The organism is Nocardioides sp. (genome assembly GCF_035503875.1).
GTDB lineage: Bacteria > Actinomycetota > Actinomycetes > Propionibacteriales > Nocardioidaceae > Nocardioides.
Map to the genome: position 1 here is coordinate 1 of NZ_DATJTA010000105.1, position 25,251 is coordinate 25,251.

General features: G+C 73.2%; 21 protein-coding genes. 15 read left to right on the forward strand and 6 right to left on the reverse strand.

Annotated features, from left to right (window positions below):
• The coding region (locus VMF51_RS25295) for an integrase core domain-containing protein (protein WP_325476236.1) at positions 1-129 on the forward strand (129 nt) is incomplete at its 5' end.
• Between the two features lie 22 nt (positions 130-151).
• Here the strand turns inward: VMF51_RS25295 and VMF51_RS25300 are convergent.
• The gene (locus tag VMF51_RS25300) at positions 152-568 is read right to left on the reverse strand and encodes a hypothetical protein (protein WP_325477265.1); all 417 of its coding nucleotides are present in this window, start codon (positions 566-568) and stop codon (positions 152-154) included.
• A gap of 219 nt (positions 569-787) precedes the next feature.
• Here VMF51_RS25300 and VMF51_RS25305 point away from each other — a divergent pair, with 219 nt between their 5' ends.
• From VMF51_RS25305 to VMF51_RS25355, 11 genes are all read left to right on the forward strand, one after another.
• Positions 788-2,506 (forward strand): methylmalonyl-CoA mutase family protein, encoded by a 1,719-nt coding sequence (locus VMF51_RS25305; RefSeq protein ID WP_325477266.1) that lies wholly within the window; start codon positions 788-790, stop codon positions 2,504-2,506.
• Positions 2,503-4,680 carry a methylmalonyl-CoA mutase gene (gene scpA, locus VMF51_RS25310; RefSeq protein WP_325477267.1) on the forward strand — a complete coding sequence of 726 codons (2,178 nt, stop codon included), beginning with the start codon at positions 2,503-2,505 and terminating at the stop codon, positions 4,678-4,680. Before VMF51_RS25305 ends, scpA begins: the two co-directional genes overlap by 4 nt.
• Complete coding sequence (meaB, locus tag VMF51_RS25315) at positions 4,667-5,659, forward strand: methylmalonyl Co-A mutase-associated GTPase MeaB (RefSeq protein ID WP_325477268.1); 993 nt, start codon at positions 4,667-4,669, stop codon at positions 5,657-5,659. The genes scpA and meaB overlap by 14 nt, the downstream gene beginning before the upstream one ends.
• A gap of 112 nt (positions 5,660-5,771) precedes the next feature.
• The gene (locus VMF51_RS25320; RefSeq protein WP_325477269.1) at positions 5,772-6,881 is read left to right on the forward strand and encodes a ScyD/ScyE family protein; all 1,110 of its coding nucleotides are present in this window, start codon (positions 5,772-5,774) and stop codon (positions 6,879-6,881) included.
• A 60-nt stretch (positions 6,882-6,941) separates the two neighbouring features.
• Complete coding sequence (locus VMF51_RS25325) at positions 6,942-8,132, forward strand: amidohydrolase (protein WP_325477270.1); 1,191 nt, start codon at positions 6,942-6,944, stop codon at positions 8,130-8,132.
• Positions 8,133-8,195: 63 nt separating this feature from the next.
• Positions 8,196-8,576 carry a hypothetical protein gene (locus VMF51_RS25330; RefSeq protein ID WP_325477271.1) on the forward strand — a complete coding sequence of 127 codons (381 nt, stop codon included), beginning with the start codon at positions 8,196-8,198 and terminating at the stop codon, positions 8,574-8,576.
• Positions 8,567-9,388 carry a hypothetical protein gene (locus VMF51_RS25335; RefSeq protein ID WP_325477272.1) on the forward strand — a complete coding sequence of 274 codons (822 nt, stop codon included), beginning with the start codon at positions 8,567-8,569 and terminating at the stop codon, positions 9,386-9,388. The genes VMF51_RS25330 and VMF51_RS25335 overlap by 10 nt, the downstream gene beginning before the upstream one ends.
• Positions 9,385-10,743 carry an alpha/beta hydrolase gene (locus tag VMF51_RS25340; RefSeq protein ID WP_325477273.1) on the forward strand — a complete coding sequence of 453 codons (1,359 nt, stop codon included), beginning with the start codon at positions 9,385-9,387 and terminating at the stop codon, positions 10,741-10,743. Before VMF51_RS25335 ends, VMF51_RS25340 begins: the two co-directional genes overlap by 4 nt.
• Complete coding sequence (locus VMF51_RS25345) at positions 10,740-11,156, forward strand: hypothetical protein (protein WP_325477274.1); 417 nt, start codon at positions 10,740-10,742, stop codon at positions 11,154-11,156. Before VMF51_RS25340 ends, VMF51_RS25345 begins: the two co-directional genes overlap by 4 nt.
• A gap of 115 nt (positions 11,157-11,271) precedes the next feature.
• On the forward strand, positions 11,272-11,883 hold the full coding sequence (locus VMF51_RS25350; RefSeq protein ID WP_325477275.1) for a hypothetical protein: 612 nt from the start codon (positions 11,272-11,274) through the stop codon (positions 11,881-11,883).
• The gene (locus VMF51_RS25355; protein WP_325477276.1) at positions 11,868-12,926 is read left to right on the forward strand and encodes a hypothetical protein; all 1,059 of its coding nucleotides are present in this window, start codon (positions 11,868-11,870) and stop codon (positions 12,924-12,926) included. The genes VMF51_RS25350 and VMF51_RS25355 overlap by 16 nt, the downstream gene beginning before the upstream one ends.
• Positions 12,927-13,004: 78 nt before the next feature.
• On the opposite strand, the gene VMF51_RS25360 is transcribed toward VMF51_RS25355, so the two are convergent.
• The 4 genes from VMF51_RS25360 to VMF51_RS25375 all read right to left on the reverse strand — a co-directional run bounded on the left by VMF51_RS25360 (position 13,005) and on the right by VMF51_RS25375 (position 18,239).
• Positions 13,005-14,294, reverse strand: a complete 1,290-nt coding sequence (locus VMF51_RS25360) for an ABC transporter permease (protein ID WP_325477277.1) — start codon at positions 14,292-14,294, stop codon at positions 13,005-13,007.
• Positions 14,291-15,535: an ABC transporter permease gene (locus VMF51_RS25365; protein ID WP_325477278.1), complete on the reverse strand. Its 1,245-nt coding sequence runs from the start codon at positions 15,533-15,535 to the stop codon at positions 14,291-14,293. Before VMF51_RS25365 ends, VMF51_RS25360 begins: the two co-directional genes overlap by 4 nt.
• Positions 15,532-17,046 carry an ABC transporter ATP-binding protein gene (locus tag VMF51_RS25370; RefSeq protein ID WP_325477279.1) on the reverse strand — a complete coding sequence of 505 codons (1,515 nt, stop codon included), beginning with the start codon at positions 17,044-17,046 and terminating at the stop codon, positions 15,532-15,534. Before VMF51_RS25370 ends, VMF51_RS25365 begins: the two co-directional genes overlap by 4 nt.
• Before the next feature lie 110 nt (positions 17,047-17,156).
• Positions 17,157-18,239: a BMP family ABC transporter substrate-binding protein gene (locus VMF51_RS25375; protein ID WP_325477327.1), complete on the reverse strand. Its 1,083-nt coding sequence runs from the start codon at positions 18,237-18,239 to the stop codon at positions 17,157-17,159.
• Positions 18,240-18,422: 183 nt separating this feature from the next.
• Here VMF51_RS25375 and VMF51_RS25380 point away from each other — a divergent pair, with 183 nt between their 5' ends.
• From VMF51_RS25380 to VMF51_RS25390, 3 genes are all read left to right on the forward strand, one after another.
• Positions 18,423-18,824, forward strand: a complete 402-nt coding sequence (locus VMF51_RS25380) for a cytidine deaminase (protein ID WP_325477280.1) — start codon at positions 18,423-18,425, stop codon at positions 18,822-18,824.
• A gap of 22 nt (positions 18,825-18,846) precedes the next feature.
• The gene (locus VMF51_RS25385; protein WP_325477281.1) at positions 18,847-20,133 is read left to right on the forward strand and encodes a thymidine phosphorylase; all 1,287 of its coding nucleotides are present in this window, start codon (positions 18,847-18,849) and stop codon (positions 20,131-20,133) included.
• A 69-nt stretch (positions 20,134-20,202) separates the two neighbouring features.
• Positions 20,203-20,496, forward strand: coding sequence for a WXG100 family type VII secretion target (locus VMF51_RS25390; protein WP_325477282.1), 294 nt, complete (start codon positions 20,203-20,205; stop codon positions 20,494-20,496).
• A gap of 107 nt (positions 20,497-20,603) precedes the next feature.
• On the opposite strand, the gene VMF51_RS25395 is transcribed toward VMF51_RS25390, so the two are convergent.
• Positions 20,604-25,172: an FtsK/SpoIIIE domain-containing protein gene (locus VMF51_RS25395; protein WP_325477283.1), complete on the reverse strand. Its 4,569-nt coding sequence runs from the start codon at positions 25,170-25,172 to the stop codon at positions 20,604-20,606.
• Positions 25,173-25,251: the final 79 nt, after the last annotated feature.

The following is a 25,251-nucleotide window of genomic DNA, read 5'->3' on the forward strand; positions in this document are numbered from 1 at the left end:
CGGCAGGTCTTCACCAGCAACACTGCCCGCGCCGCTGCCCTTGCACCCTGGCTCGAGCACTACAACACTGAACGCCGCCACAGCGCCCTCGGAGGCAAGCCCCCAACCAGCCGACTGTCACCAACCTGATGGCCGGGTACACCTAGCGGCGCTAGCGGTTCACGCCGATGGTGCGCTCGGGAGCGTGCCCGTGCCGGATCTCCTCGGCCACCTCGTGGATCCGTACGCCGGCGGCCTGCCAGTCGCCGACCTGCTCCTCCCACCACGGCCGGAATCCCCGCCGCGCCTCGATGGTCCAGTGCCGCCCGAACAGCACCCGGCCGAGCACGGCGAACGGCAGGACCAGCAGCAGGAGCAGTAGCTCCAACCCGGCGACGAGCGCGAGCAGCAGGAACGGCAGCAGCAGGATCAGCAGGACGATGCCGATGATCGCGCTGACCGGGTCGTCCCCGAGTCCCGAGCTGGGCAGACTCGGCATCGCGTCGAGCGTGCCCTTGAGCCGCCGTCGCCACGGCACCCAGCGTCGGGTCACCCGCCACGTCTGTCCCTGTGGATCGCGCACCTTCACGAGGCGGAGGATAGGGGTGGCCCTCCGGCTGCCTGCCCAACGGCTGCAATTGCGGCCTCCGGACATGTTCCACCGCCCGCGACCTGTCCAACGGCTGCAATTGCGGCCCCCGGACAACCCAGCCCGGCCCCCCGACATCCCAGCCCGGCGCCCCGCACCCCGGATCGAAAAAGTCACACTTCGTGGCCGACCTCACCCAACGCTCCTAAGGTGCCCTCCATGACCGAGGTGGAAGGTGGGCTCCCGGAGCCCGAGGAGCTCGAGCCCGCGCAGGGTTCGCTCGACCTGGCGGCTCCCGAGGACCGGCACACCCGCGAGGAGTGGGAGGCGGCGACCGCGGCCGTGCTCCGCAAGTCGCGGCGGATCGGCGACGACGCCCCCGACAGCGTCGTGTGGGAGAAGCTGGCCCGCACCACCCTGGACGGCATCGCCGTCACGCCGCTCGGCACCCCCGAGCTCCTCGACGACCTGGTGACCAGCGGCCGCCCGGCTCGCACCGGCGCCTGGGACATCCGCGCGCACCATGGCGCGGGCGCGGCGAAGGCGGTCAACGAGGCGGTCCTCGTCGACCTCGATGGCGGCGTGAGCTCGCTGTGGGTCGAGACCGACGGCTCCGACCTCGCCACGGTTCTCGACGGGGTCCTCCTCGACCTCGCCCCGGTCGTCCTCGACGCCATCGACGCCCCGCTCGACGCCGCCCGCGCGTTCGTCGAGTACGCCGCCGGCCGCGAGCTCGCCGCCGGCACCAACCTCGGCGTCGACGCGACGGCCGCCACCGACGTACTCGTCGCCGCCGCGAGCCTCGCCCGCGAGGCCGGCACCCTCGCCCTGGTGGTCGACGGCACCGCCGTGCACGACCGCGGCGCCTCCGACGTCCAGGAGCTCGCGCACTCGCTGAGGGTCGGGGTGGGTGCGCTGCGCGCCCTCGCCGACGCCGGGGTCCCGGTGGCCGAGGCCGCCGCGCTCATCGAGTTCCGGTACGCCGCGACCGACGAGCAGTTCCCGACCATCGCCAAGCTCCGGGCCGCCCGCCGGCTCTGGGCGCGCGTCCTGGAGCTGTCGCAGGCGACGGGCACGATGCGCCAGCACGTCGTCACCAGCAAGCCGATGATGACCCGCTACGACCCCTACGTGAACATGCTGCGCACCACCGTCGCCGCGTTCGCCGCCGGCGTCGGGGGAGCGGACGCGGTCACCGTGCTGCCGTTCGACAGCCCGCTCGGCCGCCCCGACGGCTTCGGCCGCCGGATCGCGCGCAACACCTCGCACCTGCTCGTCGACGAGTCGCACGTCGCGAAGGTGGCGGACCCGGCCGGCGGCTCGTACGCCGTCGAGAAGCTCACCGACGACCTCGCCCGCGCCGCCTGGGACCTGTTCGGTCGTCTGGAGGACGGCGCCGACCTCGACGCCGAGATCTCCGCGACCGTCGAGCGCCGCGAGGCCGAGGTCGCGAAGCGCAAGCGCCCGCTCACCGGCCTGTCGGAGTTCCCGAACCTCGCGGAGACGCTGCCTGAGCGCGAGGACGACGGCGCCTGGGCCGGCGTCCGCTCCTACGGCGCCAGCTTCGAGGCGATGCGCGACACCCCGCCCGCCACCCACGTCTTCCTGGCGACGCTCGGCCCGATCGCCCAGCACACCGCCCGGGCCACCTTCGCGAGCAACCTGTTCGCCGCGGGCGGCGTCGCGGTCGACGTCGCCGGTGCCACGAAGGGAGCTGACGACCTGGTCGCGGCGTACGCCGGGCAGCAGGTCGTCTGCCTCGCCGGCTCCGACGCGGCGTACGCCGAGTGGGGCCAGGCCGCCGCCGAGGCGCTGCGGTCCGCCGGAGCGTCGTACGTCGTGGTCGCGGGGAAGCCGATGGAAGGCACCGACGACTCCTGCGCGACGGGCGTCGACGCCCTCGCGTTCCTCACCCGCATCAGGGAGCAGCTGGCATGAGCGTTCCGAAGTCCTTCTCCGGCCTGTCGCTGGGCGGCGGCGCCGTCCCGACCGGCGAGGCCGTCGCGGCCGAGCCGTGGATGTCCCCCGAGGGCATCGAGATCAAGCCGTCGTACGACGCGAGCGACCTCGCGGGCCTCGACGCGCTCGACACCTGGCCGGGCCTGAGCCCGTTCCTGCGCGGGCCGTACCCGACGATGTACACCACCCAGCCCTGGACCGTCCGCCAGTACGCCGGGTTCTCGACCGCCGAGGAGTCCAACGCCTTCTACCGCCGCAACCTCGCGGCCGGGCAGAAGGGCCTCTCGGTCGCCTTCGACCTGGCCACCCACCGCGGCTACGACTCCGACCACCCCCGGGTGCGCGGCGACGTCGGCATGGCGGGCGTGGCCATCGACTCCATCTACGACGCGCGGACCCTCTTCGACGGCATCCCGCTCGACGAGATGTCGGTGTCGATGACGATGAACGGCGCGGTGCTGCCGGTCCTCGCGCTCTACATCGCGGCGGCCGAGGAGCAGGGGGTGAAGCCGGAGCAGCTCGCGGGGACCATCCAGAACGACATCCTCAAGGAGTTCATGGTCCGCAACACCTACATCTACCCGCCCGCCCCGAGCATGCGGATCATCTCCGACATCTTCAGCTACACCGCCGCGAAGATGCCGCGCTTCAACTCGATCTCGATCTCCGGCTACCACATCCAGGAGGCCGGGGCGACGGCCGACCTGGAGCTGGCGTACACCCTCGCGGACGGCGTCGAGTACATCCGCGCGGGCCTCGAGACCGGCATGACGATCGACCAGTTCGCGCCGCGGCTCAGCTTCTTCTGGGCCATCGGCATGAACTTCTACATGGAGATCGCCAAGATGCGGGCGGCGCGGGCGCTGTGGAGCCGGCTGGTCCGCCAGTTCGACCCGCAGAACCCCAAGTCGCTCAGCCTGCGCACGCACAGCCAGACCTCCGGCTGGTCGCTCACCGCGCAGGACGTGTTCAACAACGTCGGGCGCACCGCGATCGAGGCGATGGCCGCGACTCAGGGCCACACCCAGTCGCTGCACACCAACGCCCTCGACGAGGCGATCGCGCTGCCGACCGACTTCTCGGCGCGGATCGCCCGCAACACCCAGCTGCTGCTGCAGCAGGAGAGCGGGACGACGGGCACCATCGACCCGTGGGCCGGCTCCTACTACGTCGAGCGGCTCACCCACGACCTCGCCGAGCGGGCCTGGGCGCACATCCAGGAGGCCGAGCAGGCCGGCGGGATGGCGAAGGCCATCGAGCAGGGCATCCCGAAGATGCGCATCGAGGAGGCCGCGGCCCGCACCCAGGCCCGGATCGACTCGGGTGCGCAGAAGGTCATCGGCGTCAACACCTTCCGGCTCGCGGCCGAGGACAAGCTCGACGTGCTCCGCGTCGACAACGACGACGTCTACCGCCAGCAGATCGCCAAGCTGGAGCGGCTGCGCGCCGAGCGCGACGACGACGAGGTACGCCGCAGCCTCGAGGCGCTGACCAACAGCGCCGAGCGCGGCTCCGAGCGGGGCTCGCTCGACGGCAACCTGCTCGCGCTGGCCGTCGACGCGGCCCGCGCCAAGGCGACGGTCGGCGAGATCTCGGACGCGCTGGAGAAGGTCTACGGCCGCCACCAGGCGGTCATCCGTACGATCAGCGGCGTGTACCGCGACACCGCCGGCGAGGGCGACGGCACCCTGGTCCAGCAGGTCCTCGACGCCACGGACGAGTTCGAGGAGTCCGAGGGCCGCCGCCCCCGGATCCTGGTGGCCAAGATGGGCCAGGACGGCCACGACCGCGGCCAGAAGGTCGTCGTCTCGGCCTTCGCCGACCTCGGCTTCGACGTCGACGTGGGGCCGCTGTTCTCGACGCCCGAGGAGGTCGCCCAGCAGGCGGTCGACGCCGACGTGCACATCGTCGGGGTCAGCTCGCTCGCGGCGGGCCACCTCGCGCTGCTGCCCGCGCTGAAGCAGGCGCTGGCCGAGCAGGGACGTCCCGACATCATGATCGTGATCGGCGGCGTGATCCCGCCCGACGACGTACCGACCCTGCGGGAGATGGGCGCCGCCGCGGTGTTCCTGCCCGGCACGGTCATCGCGGAGTCGGCCCTCGACCTGCTGGCCGCGCTGCGCGAGCAGCTCGGGCACGATGCCCCCGCCTGACGTCGACCAGCTTCTCGAGGGAGTCCGCGCGGGGCGTCGGGCGGCGGTCTCGCAGGCGATCACGCTGGTCGAGTCCTCCCGCCCGCAGCACCGCGAGCGCGCCCGCGAGCTGCTCACCCGGCTCGCCGAGTCCGGCGACGCCGGCGTCCACTCGCCGGCGACCCGGGTCGGCGTCTCGGGCGTGCCCGGTGTCGGGAAGTCGACCTTCATCGAGGCCCTCGGCAGCCGGCTGACCGCCGCCGGCCACCGGGTCGGGGTGCTCGCGGTCGACCCGTCGAGCGTCCGCACCGGCGGCTCGGTGCTCGGCGACAAGACCCGGATGGCGCGGCTGAGCGTCGACCCGTCGGCCTTCATCCGGCCCTCGCCGAGCGCGGGCACCCTCGGCGGCGTCGCCCGCGCGACGGTCCAGGCGATGTCGGTCCTCGAGGCGGCGTCGTACGACGTCGTGCTCGTCGAGACCGTCGGTGTCGGCCAGTCCGAGGTGACCGTGGCCGGGATGGTCGACACCTTCCTGTTCCTGACCCTGGCCCGCACCGGCGACCAGCTGCAGGGCATCAAGAAGGGCATCCTCGAGATCGCCGACGTGATCGCGGTCAACAAGGCCGACGGCGACCGGGAGCAGGAGGCCCGCGCCGCCGCCCGCGAGCTGGCGGGCGCGCTGCGGCTGGTCCGCGGCCACGACGAGTGGGCGCCGCCGGTCGTCACCTGCTCCGGCCTCACCGACGTGGGTGTCGACGACCTGTGGGACCGGGTCCTCGCGCACCGCGATCACCTCGGCACCGACGGCCTCGCCGCGAAGCGCGCCGGCCAGCAGCTCGACTTCACCTGGGCCCTCGTGCGCGACGAGCTCGACCAGCGGCTGCGGCACTCGCCCGCCGTGCGCGCGATCCGCGACCGGGTCCGCGCCGACGTACTCTCCGGCGACCTCCCGGCCCCCGTCGCCGCCGACCGGATCCTCGCGGCGTACGACGAGCGCTGAGCCGCACCTCGCCGCACCCAGCTCCCGGGTCGGCCGGGACACGGCACCCTGTCGCCCGGGACACCGGGACCGGGAGCCTCCTCGTGTTCACCCACGACTGGAGGCACCACCCATGCGTCACACCACCCGTTCGCCCCTCGCCGTCGCCGTCGGCGGCCTGACCGTCCTCGCCCTGCTCGGCGCGGCCACGTCCGCCGTCGCGGCCCCGCCCGGGACGGAGCCGGCCGAGAAGGCCGTCGCGAAGGGACTGCTCAGCCCGTTGAGCCTGGCCGTCGCCGAGAACGGCACCGTCTACTACTCGCAGAACTTCGCCGGCAGTCTGCACGCGCAGCGGCCGGGCCGGAAGGCGCGCACGATCTTCACCGCGAAGACGCCCGGCGACGAGGTCGGCGCGGTGTCCGAGCGCGCCGGTGTCGTCACCTTCGCGACGACCAGCGGTACCGGCCAGACCGCCGTCCTGCAGCGCTCCGCCAAGGGCAGGGTCCGCACGCTCGCCGACCTCGACGCGTTCGAGCGCAAGCGGAACCCCGACCGCGGCGTGACCTACGGCATCCGCGGCCTGGCGGCGGACTGCGCCGCGCAGTTCCCGGCCGAGGGCCTGCCGGCGACGTACCGCGGCATCGTCGAGTCGCACCCGTACGCCACCGCCACCACCCGCCGCGCGGTGTACGTCGCGGACGCCGCGGCCAACGCCGTGTTCCGCGTCCGGGGCCGCAAGGTCACCACCGTGGCCGTGCTGCCGCCGGTGCCCGTCAAGATCACGTCCACCGTGGCGACCTCGATGGGCCTGCCCGCCTGCGCGGTGGGGAGGACGTACCACTTCGAGTCGGTCCCCACCGACGTCGAGGTCGCGCGCGACGGCGACCTGTACGTCTCCACGCTGCCGGGCGGTCCCGAGGACGGCACCATGGCCGGCCACGCCGCCGTCTACCGGATCGACCCGGCCGCCAAGCGCCCGCGGGCGAGGAAGGTGGCCGGCGGCCTGACCAGCGCCACCGGGCTCGCCGTCTCCTCGAAGGGCAGCGTGTACGTCGCCCAGCTGTTCGCCGGCTCGGTCGTCGAGATCAAGAAGGGCTCGAAGCGGGCGCGTCCGGTCCGCAAGGCGATGATGCCCGGTGACGTGGAGTGGACGCCTCGGGGGATCTACGCCACGACCGGCGTGCTGAGCGGCCTGGAGCCGGGCACCGCGCCGGCCGGGAAGGTCGAGCGCTGGCGGCGCTGACCCGCGCACTGATGGACGGCAGGGACCGTCGGGGGCCGTCGTGAACTAACCTCGCTCACGATGCCTGCGGACGAACCGACCTCCTCGCTCCTGGCCGGCGTCGTGGAGAAGCACGACGCCGAGCTGGTGGGACTGCGCCGCGACCTGCACGCCCATCCCGAGCTCTCGTGGGACGAGGTGCGCACCACCCGGCTGGTCGCCCGGCGTCTGGAGGAGGCCGGCTGGCGGGTCACCCGGCTGCCCCGCACCGGGCTCGTCGCCGAGCTCGGTGCGGGAGCCCGCGTCGTCGCGCTGCGGGCCGACATCGACGCGCTGCCCGTTCAGGACGCGACCGACGACCCGTGGAGCAGCACCGTCGCCGGAGTCGCCCACGCCTGCGGGCACGACGTGCACACGACGGCCCTGGTCGGCGCGGCCCTCGCGCTGGCCGAGGCCGACGCCCGCGGGCTGCTCGACGGCCGGGTACGGCTGTTCTTCCAGCCCGCCGAGGAGGTCATGCCCGGCGGCGCCGTCTACCTGATGGGGCTGGGCGCCCTCGACGACGTCGAGCGGATCTTCGCCCTGCACTGCGACCCGGGCGTCGACGTCGGCCAGGTGGGGCTGCGCCTCGGCCCGCTGACCAGCGCCGCCGACCGGGTCGAGGTACGCCTCGAGGGCCGCGGCGGGCACACCTCCCGGCCGCACCTCACCGGCGACCTCACCTTCGCGCTCGCGAAGGTGATCACCGAGCTCCCGGCCGTGCTGTCGCGGCGGATGGACCCGCGGGCCGGGGTCAGCGTGGTCTGGGGGAGCGTGAACGCCGGCTCCGCCCCGAACGTCATCCCCGACCAGGGTCTGGTCGCGGGCACGGTGCGGATCCTCGACGCCGTCGCCTGGGCCGACTGCGAGAAGCTGGTACGCGAGCTGGTCCCCGAGCTGGTGAGCCCGTACGGCGTGACCGCCCACGTCGACTATCAGCGCGGCGTCCCGCCGGTCGTCAACGAGCCCGTGTCCAACCGGATCCTCGCCCGGGCGGTGCTCGACGTGCTCGGCGAGCGGGGCCAGGTCGTCGCCCCGCAGAGCCTCGGCGGCGAGGACTTCGGGTGGTACCTCGACCAGGTCCCCGGAGCCATGATGCGGCTCGGCACCCGCACCCCGGACGGCCCGACGTACGACCTGCACCAGGGCAACCTGCGCATCGACGAGCGGGCGATCGGGATCGGTGCGCGGGTGCTCGCCGGTGCCGTGCTGGGAGCCCTCGCGGAGGACTGACGCGCCGGCCGGAGCACGCCCGATCCAGGTTTGACCGGAGGGGGTCACGGGCAGGACGCGGCCATGGGACTGGCGGATCCGGGTGCGCTGGAGGACCTCGCCGCGAAGCTCGACGGACGGGCGGAGGAGGTGCGGGAGCAGACCCGCGCCTTCCGCTCCGAGGTCGGCCTCGTGGCGTGGCACTCGGCGGGCGCGGACCGCTACCGCGAGCGGTGCTCGGGACTGTGCGAGGACCTCGAGGGCAACGCCCAGCAGCTCAACGACGCGGCCGACGACCTGCGCGCCCACGCCCGGGCCGTCCGGGACCGAATCGCGTGGATGCACGACATGGTCGACAGGATCCGGGACACGGCCGAGGAGGCCTGGGACGAGACCCAGGGGGCCTTCGAGTGGGGCCACGACAAGGCCGAGGAGGCGTGGGACAGGGTGACCGGATGGCTGTGATCCGGCTCGGCGAGCGGCGGCCCGTCGCCGCCCCTCGCCGCGTGCGGCTCGGCCTGCCGGGGCTGAGCGCCCTGGACCGCGCCCTGGTGGAGTCCGGCGACCTGCGGCTGCCGGCTGACCTGGTGCCGGAGCCGTCGCCGACCGTCGCCGCGCTCGCCGGCGTCGACCTCGACCTGCTGCTCGCCGAGGCCGGAATCGCGCTGCACGGCCACGGCGTGCTCGACGACCACGGGGTCACTCCCGCCGTCGCGGCCAATGTCGCCGGCCTGGTGGCGGCGCCCCGGAGGGTGCGGATCTCGCTGGCCGGAACCGGCCTCGACCTGCTCGGCTACCACTGGGTCGACGCCGCGGTCGGCGGGTCGCTGGTGCGCGACCGGGCCGACGCCGTGCTGTCCCTGTACGACGCCCGCTCGATCGGCACCGAGCTCCTGGCCGCGCTGCCCGACCCGGGCCCGGGCGGCGACCGCCGGCCGGTGGAGGTCCCGCTGGAGGCGCTGAGCACGCTGCCCGCCGCCGCGGGCGACCCGGCACTGCATCCCGAGCTCGCCGGCCTGCTCGGGGTCGACACCGACGTCGTCCCCCTGCTGCAGGAGTGGAGCGGCAGCGTCCAGGGCGTCCTGCACGTCACCGTCCTCCCGAGCGTGCCCGACCGGCTGCCCGGGATGCTCGTGTGGTTCCTCGACCAGCACGGCTGGTGGGGTGCCCGCACGCATCGGGGCGACGACGGGACGCCCCGGGTGCGCCTGGAGCCCTGCGAGCGTGGCGACTTGGTGCCCCGGCTGGCGACCCTGATCGAGGGGGCCTGGGCGTGAGCGACCGCGACTACACCGTCGTCGGCGGCAGCCACGGGGTGGAGGCCGACCTGGAGGACATGGACGCCGCCGGGGGCCTGATCCGCAGCAAGGGCTGGAACGTCGGCGAGACCGCGCTGGCCACCCACAAGTACGTCCTCGACGCCAACCTGCTCAGCAGCGCGGTCCTCGCCCCCGCGACGTTCGCGACCTTCGAGAGCGGGTTGCTCGGCGCGCTCGACGGCCCGGGCGGCCTCAGCGCGAACGCGGTGCGGATGACCGCGACGGGCTCCTTCCTGCAGGCCAAGGCCGCGGCCCTGGCCACGACCGACCGCGCGCTGGAGTACCTCGTCGACGTCCGCCAGCACACCCAGGGCCTGGTCTTCGGGCTCGGCCTCACGACGGCGCCGCTGCCGACCGCGGCGGTGACCGCGCTGGCCCTGTGGCAGGGCGACTTCTTCGAGGACCCGAGCCGGTGGCTGCTCGAGCACCCCGACGTGCTGGAGGAGGTGGTCGCGAGCACGCCCGGACTGCTCGACTTCTTCATGCCCGGGGTCGGCTTCCCTGCTGACGCCGAGCAGGGCGCCGCACTGCTTGCCCTCCTCTACGACCAGGACCTGGGCGGGCTGACGTCCGAGCAGGACGAGGAGGTCGCCCCGGCGAGCCTCGCCGACGCGATGCGCAAGCTCGACGAGATGGCCGACCAGCCCGACGCGTTCAAGATCGAGCGCGTCGGCACGCCGCCGCACGAGGTCTACAACGTCTACCTGCCCGGCACCAAGGCCTTCGACGGCCCGTTCCCCGCCGGCACCCCCGGCCTGCCGGACGAGCTCACCGACAGCGGCCTCGTCCAGAACCTCGGCACCAACTTCGCCGGGGTCGCCGGGGCCGACAACGCCTACGTCGAGGCGGTCCTCCGCGCGATGCGCGAGGCGGGCATCCCGCCCGATGCGCCCGTGAACCTGCTCGGGCACAGCCAGGGCGGCATCGTCGCGGCCCGGGTCGCCGAGGCCGTCTCGCACGGCGAGGGCGGCCGGTCCTACCGGATCGACAACGTCGTCACGGCGGGCTCGCCGGTCGACCACGTCGAGCTGCCCGACGACGTCTCGGTGCTCTCCCTGGTCAACGAGTACGACATCGTGCCGCGCCTCGACGGGGAGGCGTACGGCGACGACGCCCGGCACACCACGATCGTCACCGAGGTGCAGACGGGATCGGTCGCGGGCAACCACTCCATGACCGAGCTCTACCGGCCGATGGTCGACGACCTCGAGGCGTCCGACGACCCGGCCGTCCGCGACGCGCTGGACCGGCTCTCGGGGCTCCACCCGGGCGGCGGCTCGACGGCCTGGACGTTCCACATGGCACGCGGGTGAGGCGGCTCCTCCCCACGGTCGTGGTGGCCGTCGCCCTCTCGGCCTGCGGCCCGGCCGCCTCTCCGGAGCAGGCGGGGGCGAACCAGGAGATCCTCGACCGCGTGGCCGAGCAGCTCGCTGCCGAGGACGGCGTCACCGGCGTACGCGCCACCTACGTCGACGACGCCGGGAACGAGGCCAAGGCGTCGGTCCGGGTCGACTGCCGTGGCTGCGACCTCCCCGCGGTGCTGGACTCGGCCGTGCGGGCCGTCTGGGGCTCCGAGGTGACGCCCCTGCTGGCGATCAGCGCCTCGGTCGAGGATCTCGAGCGGGCCGAGTCCGACGACGTCGCCCTCAGCGTCCGCACCGACGAGGCCGAGCTGACCCGGAGGTACGGCGAGCGCCCGGTCCCCAGCCTCCCCGGCGACGACTGACCGGGCCGACCCGGGGTGTTTTGACCCCGACCAGCCCGGGAAGGAGGGGGAGGCGACCGGGGTCCCACTCCCGGTCGTCGGCGCGAGTGACCGTGAGTGACGAGGAGTGCAGTTGATGATGGCCGGCCGACTGGCTGCCCTGCTGAGCGTAGGGGTCCTCGCCCTGACGGCCTGTGGTGACGACGGCGGGAGCGAGCCGGAGCAGCTGAGCCTCGACGAGCCGACGCCCACCGCCACCCCGGAGCCCACCACGCCCGTCGACGACGGCCCGATCCCGGAGGACCCGGTCGACGGCGAGGTGACACGGGGGCTCTCCGCCGCGAAGGGCGCCGAGCAGCGGGCCGTCGAGGACGTCTGGTTCGCGTACTGGACCGAGCTGATCGAGATGTACGCCACCGGAGAGGTCGACCGCGACGCGGTGTACGCCCTCGCCGACGACGCCGCCGCGAGCGGACCGCTCGAGTACGCCGCCGAGCTGAAGGCCGAGGGCCACCGCCAGACCGGCGGCGTGATCGCCGCGACCACCAGCATCAAGGTCGCCGGCGACACCGCCACCGTGATCGGTTGCATGCGCAACACCACCATCGACGTCGACGCCGACGGCAAGGCGGTCGAGCAGCCGTCGGCCTTCCTGACCACCAAGGACACCCTGCGCCGGGAGGGCCCCGACTGGCGCCTGACCGAGCAGATCATCACGGACAAGGACGCCCCGTGCGCATATCGCTGACCTGCGGCGCTGCCGCCGCCGTCGTCGCCTCCACCCTGACCGTCGCGCTGACGGCCGGACCCGCCGCGGCCGACCTCGGAGGAGGCGGTGGCACCGACACCGACGGCGGGTACGGCGCCGGAGCCACCCACGTGACGGTCACCGGCCACGTGAGCCAGGCCCTGCGGGCTTCGGTTCCCGGGCCGCCGCCGCTGTGCTGGTGGGAGCCGATCAGCACCTCGTGGGACGTCGACCCCGACGATCCGGAGGCGGTGCAGAAGTACTGGGACGAGGAGCTGCGGCCCTACCTCACGGGGCACGCGGCCGAGGGCACCCAGTCGGTGCACTACGAGCGCTTCGAGCAGGCGATCAAGGCGCACGCCCGCGGGGAGGACATCACCTGGTACCGCCTGCGGATCAACCAGGGCGCCGTCCCCGGCGGAGACGGGTACGAGCAGGCCGCGGCCCTCGACGCGGCGGGGTGCGGCAGCGGCACCCAGCCCGGCCGGGAGGGTCCGATCCTGGTCACCTACGACTGGTTCCCCACCGGGCAGCAGCCCGAGCCGGTGGTCGACCCGTTGATCCTCGCCGAGTACGCCTACGAGGTGATGGACCTCGTCGAGCCGACGCTGGACTGGAACCCCAAGATCGGCAACGTCGCGAACGCCTCGCTGGTCAACCTCGCGACCTGGATGTGGGTCGACGACGTCGCGGCGGTGGGGGAGCGGTCGGTGACCGCGACCGCCGGCCCGGTCAGCGTGACCGTCGTGGCCACCACCGACGGGCTGTCGGTGACCTCCCCGGCCGGCACCACCCGCTGCGACGCCGAGCAGGCCCGCCGGGCGTACGCCCCCGGCGCGTCCGAGGACGCGGCGTGCACGCTCTCCTTCGGTCGTGCGTCGTGGGGCTACCCCTCGGGCTTCCCGGTCGAGGCCTCCGCGGTCTGGCAGGCGACCTGGACCTCCAACCAGGGCGACGCGGACACGCTGGAGGACAAGACGCGCGGCGCCACGACGTACATCCCGGTGGCCGAGTCGCAGGCGCTGGTGAACGCGGTCGGCTGATCCGACTCCCGACGCACCGAGGGGGCGTGACCGTCACGGTCACGCCCCCTCGGTGCGTCTGTCGTCGCTGCTGCCCGCCTAGCCTTTTCGGTACGGCACGCCGACCGCGGCCGGACCGCGGGAGCGCCCGACCAGCCCGGCGACGGCGAAGATCGTCACGACGTACGGGAGCATCAGCATGAACTCACTCGGCACCGGCGAACCGATCACCGAGAGCACGCCCTGCAGGTTGGAGGCGAAGCCGAAGAGCAGGGCCGCCAGCGTCGCCCGGATCGGGTCCCACTTGCCGAAGATGACGGCGGCCAGGGCGATGTAGCCCGCGCCGCCGGTCATCTCGCGGTTGAACTGCTGGACCGAGACGAGGGTGTAGAAGGCCCCGCCGGCCCCCGCGATCGCGCCCGCGATGAGCACCGTGCGGTAGCGGGTGCGCAGGACGTTGATGCCGACCGTGTCCGCCGCCTTCGGGTGCTCGCCGACCGCGCGCACCCGCAGGCCCCACCGGGTGCGGTAGAGCGCCCACGCGACGACCACGACGGCGACGTAGAGCAGGTAGACGAGGGGCGACTGCCGGAAGAAGATCGGGCCGATCACGGGGATGTCACCCAGCACCGGGATCGCGACCGGACCCAGCCGTGGCGGGCTGTTCAGGTCCGCGGTGTTGGGGGCCAGCACCTGCGAGAACATGAAGCTGGTGACGCCGATGACCAGCACGTTGAGGACCACGCCGACGATGACCTGGTCGACGAAGTAGGTGATGGCGAAGATCCCGAGGATCAGCGCGACCAGGGCGCCGGCCGCCATCGCACCCAGCACGCCGGCCCACGCGGAGCCGACCACGGAGCCGACGACCGCCGCGGCGAAGGCCCCGGCGAGGAGCTGGCCGTCGATCGCGATGTTGACCACGCCGGCCCGCTCACCGAGGACTCCACCGAGGGCTCCGAAGACGAGCGGTACGGCGAGGGCCAGCGCGCCGGCCAGCAGACCGACGACCGGGAGCGTCCCGCCCGCCGCGGCCCAGGTCAGGAAGCCGATCATGCCGATCACCGAGAAGACGGCGGTCAGCCAGAGCGGAGTGGTCCGCTTCGCGACGTAGCGGCGCGCCGACTCGGCCGTGCACAGCGCCATCAGCGCCACCATGACCCAGGCGGTCGCCTCGGCCGGGACGGTGACGGCCGGCAGCTTGTAGACGTCGTGGCGGGTGGCCAGCCGGAAGGTGGTGTCACCGGACTGCGAGCTGAAGCCCACCGCCGCGGCCAGCCCGAGGGTCAGCACGGCGTACAGGACCGGGACCTTCTTGCTGACCAGGGTGATGACCTGGGGCTGGTCGGTGACTCCCGGGGCGGGGACCGACGGGGTGGTCGTGCTCACTTGGCCTCCTTCGCGGGCAGCCGGAAGACGGCGCGCACCAGGGGCGGCGCCGCGATGAACAGCACGATGAGCGACTGGATGACCAGGACGATGTCGACGGGGATCCCCTCCGAGGCCTGCATCGAGAAGCCGCCGGCCTTGAACGCGCCGAACAGCAGCCCGGCGGCGAGGATCCCGAACGGCCTGGACCGGCCGAGCAGCGCCACGGTGATGGCGTCGAAGCCGATGCCGGCGTCGAGGTCGACGGTGACGCCGCTGGTGACCGTGCCGAGCACCTGGTTGGCGCCGGCGAGACCCACCAGCGAGCCGGCGATGAGCATCACGATCACGTAGGTGCGACCGACGTCGATGCCGGCCGTGCGCGCGGCGTGCGGGTTCACGCCGACGGCGCGGAAGCGGTAGCCGAGCGAGGATCGGCTCAGCAGCCACCACACGACCACCACGGCGACCAGGGCCAGCAGGAAGCCGAGGTGCAGGTTGTAGCGGTCGCCCGCCAGCTTCGGCAGCACCGCGCTGTCGTCCATCGGCAGCGACTTCGGGTTGATCGAGCCGGGCGCCTGGAGAATGCCCTGGGTGGAGAGGGCGTAGAAGACCAGGTAGAAGCCGACGTAGTTGAGCATGATCGTGACGATCACCTCGTGGGCGCCGGTGCGGGCCTTCAGCAGGCCGGCGAGGCCCGCCCAGAGCGCTCCGGCGAGCATGCCGGCCGCGACGGCGACCACCAGGTGCAGCGGGAACGGCAGGTCGACCTGGGTGCCGACCCAGCCCGCGGCGCCGCCGGCGAGCAGCATCTGGCCCCGGCCGCCGATGTTGAACAGGCCTGCGCGGAACGCGAGGCCGACACCGAGGCCGGCGGTGATCAGCGGCGCGGCGAACTTCAGCGTCTCGGTCAGCGGCCGGATGCCGGTCTGGAAGTCCTCGGCCCGGGTGTTGTAGATCGACCCGCGGAAGAGGGCGCCGTACGCACCGGTGATGGCCTCGCGGGCGGCGGAGAAGAAGTCGCCCGGGCGGGCGGTGATGTAGCCGGCCGCGCTGCGGACCTCCTCGTCCGTGGCCAGGATCATGATCGACCCGACCAGGACGGCGAGCAGCACGGAGAGGAAGGCCACCATCGCGTTGCCGGTGGTGATCGAGCGCAGCGTCTCGTGCCACCGCCCGGCCTCCGGCGGGGAGTCCTCGCTGCCCGGCGGCGGGGACGCCTGCGTCTCCACCTCGGTGGGCTGTTCGTCGGCGTGCGTCATGCCACTGCTCCTGCGGGTCGTTCTCCGGTCATCATCAGGCCGAGCACATCGCGTGGGGTGTCGGCCGGCACGATGCCGACGACCTGGCCGCGGTAGAGCACCATGATCCGGTCGGCGAGCGCCACGACCTCGTCGAGCTCGGTGGAGACGACCAGCACGGGGACGCCCGCGTCGCGGGTCGCCACGATCTGCTGGTGGATGAACTCGATGGAGCCCACGTCCACGCCGCGAGTGGGTTGGGCGGCCACCAGCAGCCGCAGGTCGCGGGAGAGCTCCCGGGCGACGACGACCTTCTGCTGGTTGCCGCCGGACAGCTGACTCGCGAGCGTGGTGATGCCGGGGGCGCGGACGTCGTACTCCTCCAGCTTCTCGCGCGCGAAGGTGTCGCGAGTGCCGACCTGCAGGGTGCCGTTGCGGACGAAGGGCGGGGCGAAGCTGCGGTCGAGCATGAGGTTCTCGGCGATCGTGAACTCGCCGACCAGGCCGTCGACCTGCCGGTCCTCGGGGACGAAGCCCACCCCGGCGTCGAGGATCTTGCGGACCGAGCGTCCGGTGAGCTCCTTGCCGTCGAGCCTGATCGAGCCGAGCACGTGCTCCTGCAGACCGAGCAGCGCCTCGGTGAGCTCGGTCTGGCCGTTGCCCTGGACGCCCGCGACCGCGAGCACCTCGCCGCGGCGGATGGTGAAGCTGACGTCGTCGACGTGGACCAGGCCGCTGCTGTCGGCGACCGTCAGGCCGCTGACGACGAGCGCGTCCTCGCCGAGGGTCGGCGGCTCCTTGTGGACGGTCAGCTCGACCGGACGGCCGACCATGAGGGAGGCGAGCTCGGCGTTGCTGGCCGTCGGCTCGGCCTCGCCGACGACCTTGCCGCGGCGGATCACGGTGATCCGGTCGGCGACTTCGCGGACCTCGCGGAGCTTGTGGGTGATGAAGACGATGGCGGCCCCGGACTCGCGGAGCTGGCGCATGGTCTGCATCAGCTCGTCGGTCTCCTGGGGCGTCAGGACGGCGGTCGGCTCGTCGAAGACCAGGATCTTGGCGTCGCGGGAGAGCGCCTTGATGATCTCGACGCGCTGCTGGACGCCGACGGGGAGGTCCTCGACGACGGCGTCCGGGTTGACGTGGAAGCCGAACCGCGCCGAGATCTCCCGGACCCGCTCGCGGGCCGCGTCGAGGTCGAGGGAGCCGGCGAAGCCGGTCTGCTCGTTGCCGAGCATGACGTTCTCGGCGACCGTGAAGACCGGGACGAGCATGAAGTGCTGGTGCACCATGCCGATGCCCGCGGCGATCGCGTCGCCCGGGTTGGCGAAGCTCATCACCTCGCCGTCGACGACGATCTCGCCCTCGTCGGCCTGGTAGAGCCCGTAGAGCACGTTCATCAGGGTCGACTTGCCCGCGCCGTTCTCACCCAGCAGGCAGTGGATCTCGCCCTGGTCGACGGTCAGGGAGATGCGGTCGTTGGCGACGAGGCTGCCGAAGCGCTTGGTCACGTTGCGCAGAGCCAGTTGCATGGAGCGATCCTAGGAGGAGACGACGGGGGTACGTCGAGGGCGCGTGGGCCGCATCGACGCGGAAGGGAGGCCGACCGGCCGGAGCCGGTCGACCTCCCTTCGCGGAGGTGTCACTTGCTGAGGTAGGACTCCACCGGGATCGAGCCGTCGATGATGCCGGCCTTGATCTCGTCGAGCTCGCCCTGGAGGGTCTCCGAGACCTCACCCTCGAAGTTGTGGAACGGGGCGATGCCGACGCCGTCGTTCTCGAGCGTGCCGATGTACGGCTCGCCGTCGAAGTTGTCGTCGGCGGCCGCGAGCACGACCTCCTTGGTGGAGATGTCCATGCCCTTGAGGACCGAGGTCAGGATGACCTCCTGGGTGCGCGGGTCGGACTCGAACACGTCGGCGTCGGTGCCGATCATCACGGCGTCGGCGCCCGAGTCGGCGATCGCGGTCAGCGCGCCTTCGTAGATCGGGCCACCGACGGGCAGCAGCACGTCGGCGTCCTGGTCGAGCAGCTGCTGAGCGGCGTTGGTGGCCTTCTCGTTGGCCTCGAAGCCGCCGGTGAAGGTGCCGTTCTCCCCGTCCCAGCCGACGACCTTGACCTTCTTGCCCTTCTGGGCGTTGTAGTACTCGACGCCCTGGCGGAAGCCGTCCATGAAGATCGTCACGGTCGGGAACGGCTGGCCGCCGTACGTGCCGACGGTGCCGGTCTTGGTGAAGTCGGCGGCCGCGTAGCCGGCCATGAACGCCGCCTGCGCGGTGTCGTAGAGGAGCGGCTTGACGTTCTCGGCGTCCTTCTCACCGTCGAAGTCGTTGTCGGCCGCGTCGTCGATCAGCGCGTAGTGGAGGTCGGGGTTCGCGGTGGCGGACTCCACGGTGGCCGCGGAGAGGGCGAAGCCGACGGAGACGATGATGTCGCAGCCCTCGGAGACCAGGCTCTCCAGGTTGGGGCCGTAGTCGTTCTCGCTGTTGGACTCGACGCCCTTGAAGTCGGCGTTGAGCTCCTCGGCCGCCGCCTGGACGCCCTCGTAGCCCAGCTGGTTGAACGACTTGTCGTCGAAGCCGCCGGCGTCGGAGACGATGCACGGGAGGAAGTCGCTCTTGGCCTCGGACCCACCCGAACCCGACTCGTCAGGGGCGTCTCCACACGCGACCAGCGCGCTGGACGCCGCCAGGACGGCGATACCGCCGACGATGGCCTTCCGCATCTTCTTCACATCTGCCTCCAAGTCCTTGCCCCGCCTCTGGGGGCGACGACCGGCACCGTAGTGCGTTCGGCGGTTCCGCGGGGCAACTCCGGGGATCGGAGACGAAAGGGTTATCGACTTGGGACCTTCGCACCGGCGGTTCTGCTGTCTGTGGCAGGGTCGGCACGGACGAAAGGGGGCCGGATGGCCGAGGTGGACCAGGCGCCGTGGACGGACCTGCGCGCGGCCGCGATCGAGGTCGCGAAGCGCGCCTACGCGCCGTACAGCGGCTTCCCCGTGGGCGCAGCCGCGCTCGTGGACGACGGCCGGGTCGTCGTCGGCTGCAACGTCGAGAACGCCGGGTACGGCGTCACCCTGTGCGCCGAGTGCGGCCTGGTGTCGTCGCTGGTCGCGGGCGGGGCCGGCCGGCTGACCCACTTCGTGTGCGTCAACGGCGACGACGACGTGATCATGCCGTGCGGCCGGTGCCGTCAGCTGCTGTGGGAGCACGGCGGGGCGGCGCTGCTCGTCTGGACCCCCGCCGGGGTCCTGCCGATGGACCAGGTGCTGCCGCAGGCCTTCGGTCCCGAGGCGCTGGAGCGCTGAGGATCCCGGTTAGCCTGACGCGGTGACACTCCACGATGCGGTCGAGGTGATCCTCGCCAAGCGGGACGGCGGCGCGCTGTCCGACAGCCAGATCGACTGGGTCATCGACGCCTACACCCGCGGCGAGGTCGCCGACGAGCAGATGTCGGCGCTGGCGATGGCCATCCTGCTCAACGGCATGGACCGGCGCGAGATCTCGCGCTGGACGGGCGCGATGATCGCCTCGGGCGAGCGGATGGACTTCTCGGGTCTGTCCCGCCCGACCGCCGACAAGCACTCCACGGGCGGGGTCGGCGACAAGATCACGCTGCCGCTCGCACCGCTGGTCGCCGCGTGCGGCGTCGCCGTACCCCAGCTGTCCGGGCGGGGGCTCGGCCACACCGGCGGCACCCTCGACAAGCTGGAGGCGATCCCCGGCTGGCGGGCCGCGCTCAGCAACGAGGAGCTGTTCGCGCAGCTCGAGGACGTCGGCGCGGTGATCTGCGCCGCCGGGGACGGCCTCGCGCCGGCCGACAAGAAGCTGTACGCCCTGCGCGACGTCACCGGCACCGTCGAGGCCATCCCGCTGATCGCCTCCTCGATCATGAGCAAGAAGATCGCCGAGGGGACCGGTGCGCTGGTCCTCGACGTGAAGGTCGGGTCCGGGGCGTTCATGAAGGACGAGGCCCGCGCGCGGGAGCTGGCCGAGACGATGGTCGCCCTGGGCCAGGACGCCGGCGTCCACACCGTCGCGCTCCTCACCGACATGTCCACCCCGCTCGGGCTCACCGCCGGCAACGCCCTGGAGGTCGAGGAGTCCGTCGAGGTGCTGGCGGGCGGCGGTCCCGCCGACGTCGTCGAGCTCACCCTGGCCCTGGCCCGCGAGATGCTCGCCGGCGCGGGCGTCACCGACGTCGACCCGGCCGACCGGCTCGCCGACGGCTCCGCGATGGACGCCTGGACGGCGATGATCCGCGCCCAGGGCGGGGACCCCAGGGCCACGCTCCCCACCGCGCGCGAGACCCACGTCGTCACCGCACCGGCCACCGGGGTGCTGACCCGGCTCGACGCGATGGCCGTCGGCCTGGCCGCCTGGCGCCTCGGCGCGGGCCGTGCCCGCAAGGAGGACCCGGTGCAGGCGGCGGCCGGAGTCCGCTGGCACGCCCGGCCCGGAGACCGGGTGAGCGAGGGTCAGCCGCTGCTGACCCTGTGCACGGACGAGCCCCAGCGCTTCGACCGGGCCCTCGCCGCCCTCGAGGGTGGGTACGACGTCGCGCCCGACGGCTCGTCGTACACCCCGACGCCGCTGGTGATCGACCGCATCGGCTGAGGTTTGGCGTGGTGCCGACCGGGCAGAACGGGGTTTGTCCAGGCACCACATCATCTCGAGGAGTGACGCATGTCCGACGGCAAGATTTCCGTATCCCACGGTGATATCGAGACCCAGGCCAAGAACCTGGCCGACATCAAGAACCAGGTCGAGCAGATCCTGACGACGGCCAAGGGCCAGGTCGACAACCTCCGCGAGAGCGGTGGCTTCAAGTCCGTCGCCGGTGACTCCTTCAACGGCACCTACGAGGAGTGGAACGCCGCCAACATGAAGAGCGTCGGCCTCCTCGAGGAGATGGCGACGTACCTCACCAAGGCCTCCGGCGCCTTCGCGGAGATCGACGCGGCGTACACCATCAAGTGACCCGCTGACCTGGGCGCGGCGACGCGCCTCCTCGGGTCGATGACCGCACGAGGCCCGGCTCCCTCTCGGGGGGCCGGGCCTCGTGGCGTCTGCGTGTCCGGGGACCCTCAGCCCGCGAGCGGCACCTGGACGCCGATCTGGTCGCCGTTGCCCGGGAAGAGCACGCCGCGACCGGGCTGCACCCGCGCGACCAGGGAGGTCCGCGCGACCCGGCCGCCGAAGATGTCGGCCTGCAGGGCCTCCTGGGGGGAGAGCAGCAGGCCCTTGCGACCCTTGCGCGCCTCGGTGATCCACCCCGAGAAGCCCGATCCGAGCTCGGTGATGCCGCCCGCGACCACCACGGTGAACCCACGCTCGCGCGCCTGGCGCACCACGGCGAGCAGCACCGGGGCGAGCGGACCCTCGCGGAGCGCCTCGCCGTCGTCGATGAGCACGACGGAGCCGTCGGTGAGGCCACGCAGCCGCTCGACCACCGCCGTCGGCTCGGCCTCGGTCCCGACGACCGCGCGCTCGCCCAGCGCCGCGCTGAGGGCGTTGGCGACCGGGGTCAGCCCCAGGACGTCGCGACCGGTCGCCTCCGCCCAGCGGAGCAGGAAGAGCAGCGTGCTGGTGCGGCCGCTGCGCGGGGGGCCGACCACCAGGGCCGGGGAGCTGGCCGCCTCGACGCTCAGCAGCTCCAGGAGGTCGCCGCCGACGCCGAGCGGCACGTACCCCGCGGGCACGGCCGCGGCGCGCGCCGCGAGGGTCTCGGCGGCGCCGATCTCCGCGGGGAGCGCAGCCAGCCGCACCGGACGGAGGCCGGATGGTGCGGGCGGGAGCGCCGCCTCCCGGTCCGTCAGGGTCGCGCCGAGATCGCGGACGTACGCGCTCTGCGCCGCCCCCGACACGTCGTCGGTGAGGACGGCGACCTGGGCCTCGATGCCCGACTCGCCCCACAGGCCGCGCCCGTCGGCGAGGTTCTCCGGCACGTCCTTCGGCCGGAGGCCGGCGCTGGAGTAGTCGGAGCGGTCGGGGAGTCGCAGCATCAGCTTGTGCTCCACCAGCGCGGCCACCCGGCCGCTCAGCAGCGAGCGGTCGCCGGTGACGACGAGCTGGATGCCGACGCTGGCCCCCTCGCGCAGCAGCGAGAAGACCCGGTCGTTGAGCCGGCCCATGTCGACCTCCGCCAGGTCGGACACGAAGCCCTCCCAGCGGTCGATCAGCAGGACGACGTACGGGAGGCGCTCGTCGGGGGCCGCGGCCGCGCGCTGCTCGTCGATGTCGGCGAAGCCCGACCGGCCCAGGACGTCCTGGCGGCGCTTCACCTCGTCGCCGAGCCGGTCCAGCAGCCGGCCGGCTCGCTCCACCTCGGTGCGCTGCACCACGGCCCCGGTGTGGGGGAGCGCGGTCAGCGGGAGCAGCGCCCCGTTGCCGCAGTCGAGGCCGTAGACGTGCAGGTCGCGGGAGGTGGTCACCTCGGCGAGGCCCGCAGCGATCGTGCGCAGGGCGGTGGAGCGCCCCGAGCGCGCGCCGCCGACGACGTACAGGTGGCCGGAGGTGCCGAGCGCGAACTGGCGGGTCCGCTGGGCCTGGTCGGCCGGGTGGTCCTCGAGCACCCAGGGGGTCGACCACCCGGTCACGCGTACGCCGTCGCCCGCGTCGCCGTCGCGTGCGCGGAGCTCGTCGAGCCGGACCGGTGCGGGCAGCTCGGGCAGCCACGGCGAGTGCTGGGCCGGGATCCGGAGCCGCTCGGCGGCGCCGTTGACGGCCTCCACCAGCACCGACAGGTCGGTGTCGCCCTCGTCGGTGTCGCTGCCTGCGGCCTTCGGCCGGCCGGGCGCCGGGTGCCCGACCACGGACCAGCCGATCGGCCAGGCCAGCGGTGCCTCCCGCGCGAGGAGCTCGGTCGCGCCGACGCGCGGTCGTGCCCCGCCGACCCGGCCGGACTGGAACGGCAGCAGCGAGGAGTGGCCGAGCCGGGCGTAGCCCCGACCGGGCTGGTCCGGCCCGATGGTCGCCGACTCGCTCGCGTCGATCACGTCGCGCGACTCCGACTCGTCGGTGACCCGCAGCGCGATCCGCAGGTTGGTGTTGGCCCGGATGTCGTTGGAGATGACGCCGGAGGGTCGCTGGGTCGCCAGCACCAGGTGGATGCCCAGCGAGCGACCGCGCTGCGCGATGGTGACCAGGCCGGTCACGAAGTCGGGCAGCTCGGCCTTCAGGCTCGCGAACTCGTCGATGACGATCGCCAGCCGCGGGATCACCGGCAGCGACGGGTCGCGCCGCTGCATCGCCCAGTAGTCCTCCAGGTCCTTCGCACCCGGCCCCGCCAGCAGGTGCTCGCGGCGCCGCAGCTCCGCGCCGAGGGACGTCAGCGCCCGGCTGACCAGGTGGGTGTCGAGGTCGGTCACCATGCCGACCGTGTGCGGCAGCTGCGCGCAGTCCTTGAACGCCGAGCCGCCCTTGTAGTCGACCAGCACGAAGGTGAGCTGCTCGGGACTGTTCGCCAGCGCCAGGGAGGCGACGAGGGTCTGCAGCAGCTCGGACTTGCCGGAGCCCGTCGTACCGGCGATCAGGGCGTGGGGGCCGTCCTTGCGGATGTCGAGGCGGAACGGGCCGTCGAAGCCGACGCCGATCACGACGTCGGTGCGGGCCTCGGGACCCCACCGGCGCGCCACCAGCTCGTCGGTCGGTTCCTCCAGCCCGAGGACCTCCAGCAGCCGCGCCGACGACGGCAGCCCCGACGACTCGACGCTCGGCGTGGTGTCGCGCACCGGTGCGAGGGCGCGCCCGACGAGCTCGCCCCACGCGGGCTCCACCAGGTCGGGCCGGATCCGGGCCACCGCCTCGCTGCCGGTACGGCGCAGCTCGACCACGCCCTCGCGCAGGTCGAGCACCGCCGCACACTCCTCGGGCAGCGAGCGCTGGTCCTCGTCGAGGCAGAGCAGGTGGATGCCGACGGCCGGGCCGTCGCGCAGCAGGCTGACCACCCCGGGCAGGGTGCGCAGCCGGCGCGCCCCGTCGAGGACGACCAGCACGTCGGGGCCGGGCGGGAGCGCCTTGCGCACCGCGGCCGCCGGGCCGGCGGCCTGGGTCCGCTGGGCGAGCAGCTGGCCGAGCTCGCCGACCCGGCGCGAGATCGAGTCCTGGTCGGTGCCGATGAGCGCGCCGACCGGCTCGCCCTCGACGCGGCAGTGCGGGAGCCAGCGCAGCCAGCCCCACTGGTCCTCGCGGTCGGCACCGGTCAGGACGAAGAGACGCAGGTCGGTCGGCGAGTGCAGCACGGCGGCCTGGCCGAGGAACCAGCGCGCCACGGCGTCGACGCCGGCCTGGTCGCCGCAGGCGCCGATGATGGGGACGTCGCGCACCGAGATCGAGACCGGGACGTCGTGGAGCACGTTGGGCTCCCGGGGGGCGTCGGTCTCCTTGACCGACTTGTCCCGGACCGCCAGCGCCGACGGGCGGTCGGCGACCCCCACCCGGAGGGTGAGGTAGTCGGGGTCGGGGCGGCGCCGCATCCACAGCCGCTGGCCGGGCCCGACCGCCTCGAGCAGCACGGCGGCCGGGTCCGGGTGGTCCTGGCGCAGCTCGTCGCGCTCGAGCCCCTCGGCGACGGCCAGCCGGTGGCGTACCGAGCGGAGCTCGTGGCGGTACTCGACCAGCCGGTCGCGGTAGTCGCGCACGGTGCCGCGGCGCTGGGCGACGAAGTTGAAGAGGGCCATGAACGGCGAGAGCAGGGCGAAGAGCAGGAACCGGGGACCGAAGAAGAGGGCCATTGGGCCGGCCATGAGGAGCGGGGCGATGATGAGCGGCCACGGCAGCGTCGCCCGGCGCGGCGCCTTCGGCTCCTGGGGGATGACGAAGGAGCGCTCGCGGTCGGCGCGCAGCATCCGTGGCGGCCGGTTGAAGTCGATGCCGAGCAGCTCCTCGCTCGGGCTGATGTCGGCGTCGGGCACCCAGACCTGGCGCCATTGGAGCAGCGTGTCGCCGATCCGCAGGTCCGCGCCCTCGGGCCACACGATCTCGGCGGGCTCCTCCGGTGCGGCGCCCCGGCTCCTCGCCCGCTGTCGGGCCTTGGCACGGCGCCGCTTCTGCCGGCGCTCCCGCCGGGTGAGTGCGGCGTCCGGCAGCGAGTCGAGGAAGTCCGGGTCGTCGTGGTCGACCTCGGTCTCGTCCGCGCTCGGGTCGTCCGCCGCCGGGTCCGGATCGCCCGGCCGGCGGCCGTCGACGGTCACCGGGAGGTCGCACGCGACGACCTCGACCTCGGCGGCCGTCGTGACCCGGATGGTGAGCGCCTCGGTCGGGAGCAGCAGGTCGGGCAGGGACATGCCGGCGGCTCCGTTGCCCAGGGGGTGCTCGCCGATGCCGAGGCGGTGCACGCGGCCGGCGCCGGGGCCGGAGACGACCCGGACCTCGACCACCCCGCGCGGCAGGGCGCCGGTCGCGCCGGTCGGCTCGTGCAGGGCGACCACCGCGCCCGGGCGCAGGCCGGCGTCGCGGAGGGTGAGGTCGTTGTCGACCCGCCCGCCGTCGACGTACACCGCCGTCTGCCGGGCGAACGACTCGTGCATCTCGACACCGAGGGTGCGGAGCAGGACCGGGAGGAGCTCGGCGACCGTGCTGTGGGGGTCGGCGTCGACGAGGACGTCGTGCTGGCGGTCGGAGGTCCCGTCGACCACGCTGAGGCTGAATCTCACCCGGGTGTCCTTCCACACCGGGTCCGGATTCATGCGCATCCGGAACCGGACCAGACCAGATCACACGCGCTGCACGATG